Source organism: Microcoleus sp. Pol12B5 (genome assembly GCF_036701335.1).
GTDB lineage: Bacteria > Cyanobacteriota > Cyanobacteriia > Cyanobacteriales > Microcoleaceae > Microcoleus.
This window is the reverse complement of record NZ_JAUBQQ010000070.1, coordinates 26,095-34,330: the sequence shown is the minus strand read 5'-3', so window position 1 is coordinate 34,330 and position 8,236 is coordinate 26,095. Positions and strand designations below refer to the sequence as shown.

Annotated in this window: 7 protein-coding genes; 4 read left to right on the top strand and 3 right to left on the bottom strand. The window is 45.8% G+C overall.

What is annotated here, in order from left to right:
* The first annotated feature begins 350 nt into the window (after positions 1-350).
* The gene (locus tag QUA24_RS22610) at positions 351-1,265 is read left to right on the top strand and encodes a branched-chain amino acid transaminase (RefSeq protein WP_333232245.1); all 915 of its coding nucleotides are present in this window, start codon (positions 351-353) and stop codon (positions 1,263-1,265) included.
* A gap of 163 nt (positions 1,266-1,428) precedes the next feature.
* Here the strand turns inward: QUA24_RS22610 and fghA are convergent, their stop codons facing one another.
* Positions 1,429-2,283 (bottom strand): S-formylglutathione hydrolase, encoded by an 855-nt coding sequence (fghA, locus tag QUA24_RS22605; RefSeq protein ID WP_333232243.1) that lies wholly within the window; start codon positions 2,281-2,283, stop codon positions 1,429-1,431.
* Positions 2,284-2,487: 204 nt separating this feature from the next.
* Positions 2,488-3,597, bottom strand: a complete 1,110-nt coding sequence (locus QUA24_RS22600) for an S-(hydroxymethyl)glutathione dehydrogenase/class III alcohol dehydrogenase (RefSeq protein ID WP_333232241.1) — start codon at positions 3,595-3,597, stop codon at positions 2,488-2,490.
* 79 nt (positions 3,598-3,676) lie between these two features.
* On the opposite strand from QUA24_RS22600, the gene QUA24_RS22595 reads away from it, so the two are divergent.
* The 3 genes from QUA24_RS22595 (at position 3,677) to sppA (ending at position 7,678) form a co-directional block, all read left to right on the top strand.
* Complete coding sequence (locus QUA24_RS22595; protein ID WP_333232239.1) at positions 3,677-4,360, top strand: SDR family NAD(P)-dependent oxidoreductase; 684 nt, start codon at positions 3,677-3,679, stop codon at positions 4,358-4,360.
* 144 nt (positions 4,361-4,504) lie between these two features.
* On the top strand, positions 4,505-5,554 hold the full coding sequence (gene fni / locus QUA24_RS22590) for a type 2 isopentenyl-diphosphate Delta-isomerase (RefSeq protein WP_333232237.1): 1,050 nt from the start codon (positions 4,505-4,507) through the stop codon (positions 5,552-5,554).
* 303 nt (positions 5,555-5,857) lie between these two features.
* Positions 5,858-7,678: a signal peptide peptidase SppA gene (gene sppA / locus QUA24_RS22585; RefSeq protein WP_333232236.1), complete on the top strand. Its 1,821-nt coding sequence runs from the start codon at positions 5,858-5,860 to the stop codon at positions 7,676-7,678.
* A 228-nt stretch (positions 7,679-7,906) separates the two neighbouring features.
* Here sppA and QUA24_RS22580 read toward each other — a convergent pair whose 3' ends face one another.
* Positions 7,907-8,176, bottom strand: coding sequence for a GlsB/YeaQ/YmgE family stress response membrane protein (locus QUA24_RS22580; protein WP_333128479.1), 270 nt, complete (start codon positions 8,174-8,176; stop codon positions 7,907-7,909).
* Positions 8,177-8,236 lie beyond the last annotated feature (60 nt).

Sequence of the window (8,236 nt, the reverse complement as noted above, 5' to 3'; positions counted from 1 at the left end):
GGGATTTTAAAATCCCAAAAGCCTTTCGACCCCAATTATTTGACTGCTACCCCTTGACAGGTCAAGACAGTATCTACGGGGGCTTCGCCAACGAAGAGGATCGCACTTTTTCCCCAAACAATTATCAACTCAAATGACCGCATTTTATATTATTTTATCGCTCCATCGAATAACACAATAATCATCTCATTTAATAAAAAAGATAACTTTAGACGACCTCCAAACTTATATCAAATCAGTCATTGTAAATCTAAAATCTAAAATCTTAAAGTTAAAATGGTATAAGTTATGGTAATATTATCCAATTCAGCTTTCCTCGCGGACTGCCCAACTCATCGCCAGCTTGAATCATGGATAGTTTTCTACCAATTGCCTACTTTCAAAACCAATTTCTCCCCTTTACCGACGCCAAAATTTCCATAGCAACCCACGCACTGCACTACGGAACCGGAGTTTTAGGCGGGTTGCGGGGAATTCCCGACCCCCAAAATGCCGATCGAATATTGCTATTTAGATTAGACCGTCACTGTCAAAGATTAAGTCAAAGTGCCAGCTTCCTCCACTGCGATTTACCCGCCAGCAAAATCCAACAAATAATTATTGATTTTGTCCAAAAAAACAAACCAACAAAATCATTTTATATCCGCCCTTTTATCTACACATCCAGTTTAGGAATTGCCCCCCGACTGCACAACGTAGACACAGACTTTTTTGTCTACGGATTAGAACTTTCAGACTATTTGCCCAAAGAAGGAGTCAACTGTAGAATTAGCTCTTGGTACCGCCAAGAAGACCGCAGTTTGCCCTTAAGAGGTAAAATTAGCGGTGCTTACATCACCTCAGCTTTAGCTAAAACAGAAGCAGTAGAATCCGGCTTCGACGAAGCTATTATGATGAACACTCAGGGAAAAGTCAGCGAAGCTTCAGGAATGAATATATTTGTCGCCAGAAACGGTAAATTAGTTACTCCCGGTTTCGAGCAAGATATTCTCGAAGGAATTACCAGAGACAGTGTAATCACAATCGCCAGAGACTTAGGAATTGAAGTCATAGAAAGACCCGTTGATAGATCAGAACTGTTGATTGCAGACGAGATTTTCCTCTGCGGAACCGCAGCGAAAATTACGCCAATTAAGCGAGTAGAAAACTATCACTTGCCCACAAACCGACCCATCACCGAAAAGGTTTTGGACAAACTAACCGGGATTATCGAAAATCGCGACAGCAAGTACAAAGACTGGGTATTTCCGATTGATCTTAATTAACCGAAAATACCTGTGCTCGTAGAAGTGAGTTCACTCGCTAGCAGGCTCTGCCTCCACATTTCATGGCAGCCATGCGATACATAGCCTGTGGATATCGGTTCCCAGGCAGAGCCTAAGAACCAGTTGTTGTGGAGCAGGCATCTTGCCTGCTTCCTGCTAGGAACTATCCGCACAAAACAGCCGCGTGATGCCGAATGTGATCCTCAATAAAACTAGCTATAAAATAATAGCTATGATCGTAACCTTCGTGCATCCTTAAAGTTAGAGGTTGTCCCGCTTTGGCACAAGCCTCCGCGAACACTTCCGGCAACAACTGCCCGTCAGCCAGATACGAATCAGCAGTACCGCAGTCAATCAGAATCGGACGGTTGTATTGCGCCTCAAGCACCAACTCGCTAGCATCCCAAGCTTTCCACATTTCTTTGTCGCCACCTAGGTAGTGTCCGAATATTTTTTGTCCCCAAGGGCAGCGCATTGGCGCGGAAATAGGCGCAAAAGCGGAAACTGAAAGATAGCGAGATCCATTTTTCAAAGCGCAAATTAAAGCCCCGTGTCCGCCCATCGAATGACCGAAAATTCCCTGTTTTTCCGGGATCGCTGGAAAATTTTCGGCGATTAAATTCGGCAATTCATCAACCACATAACTGTACATCCGATAGTGAGAATTCCAAGGTGAGGCTGTCGCATCAACATAAAAACCTGCACCACTTCCTAAATCCCAATCGTTATCTTCCCCAGGGATGTCCGTGTTGCGCGGGCTAGTGTCGGGCGCAACCAGAATTAACCCATATTTTGCCGCAAATTGTTGCGCCCCCGCTTTTGCCATAAAGTTTTCTTCCGTGCAGGTTAAACCTGATAGAAAATACAAAACTGGTACGGGTTGAGATAAAGCTTGCGGCGGCTGATAAACAGCGAATTTCATCTCGCTGTTGCAAGCGGAAGATTGATGGCTGTAAAAGCCGAGTTTGCCACCGAAACTTTTCTGTTCTTTGTGCAGTTTTAGGGATTCTGATATCATATTAATTCTATTTCATTTGTGAAGGAGATTTTTTTATTAACCGCAGAGGGCGCAGAGGACGGAGAGGAAGAGAGAAGAGAGAAGTTATGTAGGGTGCAGCCGTGTACCTTACGCCTATAGGTAGCGCGTAAAACCACTTTTTTCGTAAGTCCTGTCTTCCTTCTTCCCTCTTCCCTCTTCCCTCTTCCTTCTTTCTTCAAAAACTCAAAAAGTCAAAACAGTGCGAATTGATTCACCTTTGTGCATCAAATCAAAGGCTTCATTGATTTTGTCTATCGGCATTACCTGAGTTACCAGACTGTCAATATCAATTTTACCATCCATGTACCAATCAACAATCTTAGGAACATCAGTTCTGCCTTTTGCACCGCCAAAAGCTGTGCCTTTCCAAACCCTACCAGTTACTAGCTGAAACGGGCGAGTGCTAATTTCTTGACCTGCTCCCGCTACCCCGACAATTACGCTCACACCCCAACCTTTGTGGCAGCATTCTAATGCTTGGCGCATCACATTAATGTTGCCGATACATTCAAAGCTGTAATCAGCTCCGCCTTTGGTTAAATCTACCAAATAAGGCACTAAATCGCCTTCCACTTCGCGAGGATTGACAAAGTGAGTCATGCCGAATTTTTCCGCCATCTCTCGCTTGTTGGGGTTCAAGTCTACGCCGACAATCATGTTAGCTCCCACCATGCGAGCCGCTTGAATTACATTCAAACCCACGCCGCCTAAACCGAAAACTACCACATTAGAACCAGGCTCTACTTTCGCAGTATTAATGACAGCGCCGATGCCAGTTGTTACGCCGCAGCCGATCAAACAAACTTTATCAAAAGGAGCATCTTCGCGAATTTTTGCTACTGCAATTTCCGGCAATACTGTATAATTGGCGAAGGTAGAAGTTCCCATGTAATGGTAAAGTTTCTGCCCGTCTATAGAAAACCTGCTCGTGCCGTCGGGCATGACTCCCTGACCTTGAGTGATGCGAATTGCTTGACAGAGATTCGTTTTGCCACTCAAACAATATTCGCAGTTGCGACATTCGGGAGTGTAGAGAGGAATTACCCGATCGCCCACTTTGACACTCGTGACTCCCTGTCCAACTTCTGCGACAATCCCGGCTCCCTCGTGGCCTAAAATAGCTGGAAACAAACCTTCTGGATCGGCACCGGAAAGAGTGTAAGCATCAGTGTGACAAACACCCGTGGCTTTAATTTCCACCAGCACCTCTCCAGCCTGCGGCCCATCCAGATCCACCGTTTCAATACTCAAAGGTTGGCCGGCACTGCGAGCAACTGCTGCTTTTACTTTCATCCTTTCTCCCTGCCCTCTATTTGTCAATTCACCAGTCAATATGTATTGTATTACTTAATGTCAAAATTGGAGCAAATCTATGACAAAATTAATTGTAATTACCGGAGTCAGTCGCGGTCTTGGTCTTGCCATGACCGAAAAGTTTATGGAATTGGGACATACAGTTTTGGGATGCGGCCGTTCTTCCGAAGCGGTGGAGAAACTCAACCAAAAATATAGTGCGCCCCACCATTTTACTTGTTTGGATGTCACCAACGACGATCGAGTAAAAGCTTGGGCAACAGAAATTATGGCAAAAAATGAGCCACCAGATTTGCTAATTAATAATGCAGGTGTAGCTAATCATCTCGCCCCTCTTTGGAATGTCAGTAACGAAGAATTTTCCCAGGTAATTGATGTTAATATTAAAGGTACAGCTAATGTAATTCGCCACTTTGTCCCGGCAATGATTGCTCGAAAAAGCGGCATAATTGTCAACTTTAGTTCTGCTTGGGGAAGGTCAACTTCGCCGGAAGTCGCGCCCTATTGCGCTTCCAAGTGGGCAATAGAAGGACTTACGCGATCGCTCGCTCAAGAATTGCCCGTAGGTATGGCAGCAGTTCCTTTGAATCCGGGGATAATTCACACCGATATGCTGGACATTTGTTTCGGAGAAGATGCCGCAAATTACCCATCTGTCAAAGCATGGGTGCAAAAAGCAGTTCCTTTTTTACTAAAATTGAAACCTTCAGATAACGGAATGCCGCTGACTGTTCCTGGATAATACAGCAACCCTTACAGCATTTGCGAACATCTCTCTTTTCTTCTCCTCTGCGCCCTCTGCGCTCTCTGCGGTTCATTAAAAAATTCAAAAATGAAATAAAATTGCTATATTCCCAAATCACAACTCTTTCCCCAAATAGCAACTGTGAACTTGCCGCTAACCTCCCCCTCGCAAACCGAAACCCGTAAAGCAGACCACCTGCGGATTTGCCTCGAAGAAGACGTACAATTTCGCGAAACTACCAGCGGCCTCGAACGCTACCGTTTTGAACACTGCTGTTTGCCAGAACTCGATCGCACTCAAATCGATTTAACCTCCACATTTCTCGGCAAAAAACTAGCCGTTCCCCTGCTAATTTCCTCAATGACCGGCGGCACAGAATTAGCCCAGACAATCAATTATCGCCTCGCCGATGTCGCTCAAGAATACAAACTAGCAATGGGAGTCGGTTCCCAGCGAATTATTGTAGAAAATCCTCAACTAGCGCCTACATTTGCCGTCCGTCGCCGCGCTCCCGATATTCTCCTGTTTGCCAATATCGGAGCGGTTCAATTAAACTACAATTACGGTTTGGAAGAGTGCCAAAAAATTGTTGATATTTTAGAAGCAGACGCACTAATTTTGCACCTCAATCCGCTGCAAGAGTGCGTCCAAACCGAAGGCGATACTAACTTTAAAGGACTGCTAGATAAAATTGCCAAATTGTGCGATAAATTACCAGTACCAGTTATTGCTAAAGAAGTCGGCAACGGTATCTCAGGAAAGATGGCAAAGAAATTGCTCGCCGCCGGGGTAGGTGCGATCGACATTGCCGGGGCCGGAGGCACTTCTTGGGCGAAAATAGAAGGAGAGCGAGCTAAAGATGGCAAGCAGCGCAGGTTGGGCGCCACCTTTGCCGACTGGGGAATACCGACAGCCGAGTGCATTGTCAGCACCCGCGCCGTAGCGCCGGATGTTCCTCTGATTGCCTCTGGAGGATTGCAGAATGGGTTGGATGCAGCGAAGGCGATCGCCCTTGGCGCGGATATTGCGGGACTGGCGCGGCCGTTTCTACAAGCAGCAGCGGAATCGGAATCAGCCGCAGCCCTTCTAGCTGAGGCTTTAATTGCAGAAATTGCCACCGTGATGTTCTGTACGGGCTGCAGTAATTTGGGTGAGCTAAAACATTCTGAGGTTTTGGAAAGGTTAAGATAAAAGTGAGTCAGCAGTCAAAAGTCATTAGTCAGCAGTCATTAGTCAACAGTCATTAGTCATGAGCTAATAACTAACGACAGCAGATAAGTGCTAAATCCTACTTCCAGGAATTACCAATAATATCATTTCCGCTGGCATCGGAATCATATTTTTCCGAGTGCAGTGCGAGCGTCTCGATCGCGTGCGGGGACGCTTGCACGCTCGGTATCATTCCGCTCTAACCGGATGTGATATAACTAATGACTACTGACTAATGACTAATGACTATTGACTACTGACTAATAACTAATTACCAATTCTCTAATGAAAGATTTCCTAAAATATACCTGTGCAAGTTTACTGGGAACCTTCCTAGGATTGTTGCTGCTGGGCAGCATCGGATTGGGGGGACTGGTACTACTAATTGCTATGGCGGCATCGTCGTCTAAAGATTCAGGCCCGCAAGTTAAAGATAAGTCTGTATTGGTATTAGACCTTTCTTCAAATATCACCGACAGCAAACCGAGCCGTAGCACTGGCGCGGCGATTGAAGAAGTGCTTTCGGAAGATTCCGGCGATACAGTAACGCTGCGGACTGTTTTAGACACGATCGAATATGCGAAAAAAGACCCGAAAATCGTTGGCATTTATCTCGAAGGCAGCTCGGATTCGAGCAGCACCGGGTTTGCCAATCTCAAAGAAGTTCGATCTGCCTTGCAGCGTTTCCGAGATGCCAAAAAACCCATTTTTGCTTACCAGATGGACTGGAATGAGCGAGATTATTACCTCGGTTCCGTTGCTAATACAATTGCCGTCAATCCTTACGGCGCTTTGGAAATCAACGGTTTTAGCAGTCAGGCAATGTTTTTCACTGGTGCTTTGGAAAAATACGGCGTGGGAGTGCAAGTGACTCGCGTCGGGAAATACAAGTCAGCCGTTGAGCCGTTTTTGCTCACAAAAATGAGTCCCGAAAACCGCCAGCAAACTCAAAAGTTGCTCGGAGATATGTGGGGAGAATACCTGCAAACTGTCGCCCCGAGTCGCAAAGTGACTGTTCCGCAACTGCAAGCGCTTGCAGATAAGGGCGGAACTTTGATGGCTGACGAAGCTCTCAAAAGCAAGTTAGTTGATAAAGTTGTATACTTTGACGAAATATCGACTGAACTTAAAAAACTCACAGGAACCGATCGCGAAAACAAATCTTTCAAGCAAATTAGTTTGAAAAACTACGCGAAAATTGCTGAGAATAAAAACTCAACTCACGCTAACAATAAAAACCAAATTGCTATACTTTACGCTGAAGGAGAGATTGTAGACGGCGAAGGGGGTCCGACTCAAGTAGGAGGCGATCGCATCGCTCAAGAAATGCGGAAAATTCGAGAAGATAACGACGTAAAAGCCGTAGTTTTGCGCGTCAATAGTCCCGGAGGCAGCGCGACGGCGGCCGAAGTCATTGGGCGCGAAGTGATGCTGACTGGCAAAAAGAAACCAGTTATCGTTTCGATGGGCAATTTAGCAGCTTCCGGCGGCTATTGGATTTCGATGGGTTCCAGCCGCATTTTTGCCGAGCCCAATACAATTACTGGTTCGATCGGCGTTTTTGGAATGTTGCTCAACGTCGAAAAGTTAGCTGCTAACAACGGCCTGACTTGGGACGTGGTGAAAACCGCCCGCTTTGCGGATACTAACACGGTTTCCCGTCCGAAAAATCCTCAAGAATTGGCGAATATTCAGAGGGTAGTCGATCGCATTTACGATAGATTTATTACTAAAGTCGCCGACTCCCGCAAACTGCCGAAAAACAAGGTACAAGAAATTGCTCAAGGCAGAGTGTGGTCTGGTACGGCTGCGAAACAGTTGGGTTTAGTCGATGAAATTGGTGGCCTTGAAGATGCTGTCAGAGAAGCGGCTAAGCAAGCTAAACTCGGCGATGATTGGAAGTTGGAAGAATATCCAAAACGCCGCAGCTTGGAGGAGCGAATTTTGGAAAGAATTTCAGGCGTTCATGTTTTGAAACCAGCCACCAAACTCGACCCGCTAACGGCGGAATTTAAGAAAATGCAAGATGAATTGGCTGTAATCAAGTCAATGAACGACCCGCAGGGGATTTATGTTCGCTTGCCTTTCAATTTGCGGATTGATTAATTAATACCAAATCCGAGATTTTTACCCCTTTATTCTTGAGTCCCCCTCTCTGCGGACGAAAGTTTTGCTCTTGAACCGTTGCCAGCGCTGAGTCTGATAGGGGTTTTTAACGCGGATTTGGTAAAAGTAGGCTGACGCACCTACAAACAACTGAAAAACCCGGTTTCTTGAAGAAACCGGGTTTATGAATACCCTAAAAGTCGATCGACTGGGAATTGGCAATATTTATTATGCAGCACGCTGAGTTAACAATCCCCAGATGAAAAGTAGAACGATCGCACCTACGACTGCAAAAGCTATGCTGGGTAGTGTCAATGCTCCGAAGGATGCTCCCCCGCTCGTCCCCAGCAAAACTTGACCTAGATAACCTCCCACTAGGGCGCCCAAAATTCCTAAACCTGTTGTTGCCAGAAAACCGCCGCCTTGAGATCCCGGATAAATGGCTTTGGCGATCGCACCGGCAATCAGTCCTAAAACGATCCAAGCAATAATTCCCATTTCTCTTTCTCCTGAATACTTAAACTTTTCTTGTGCCTTGTCTTATGTTCTAAGAATAAC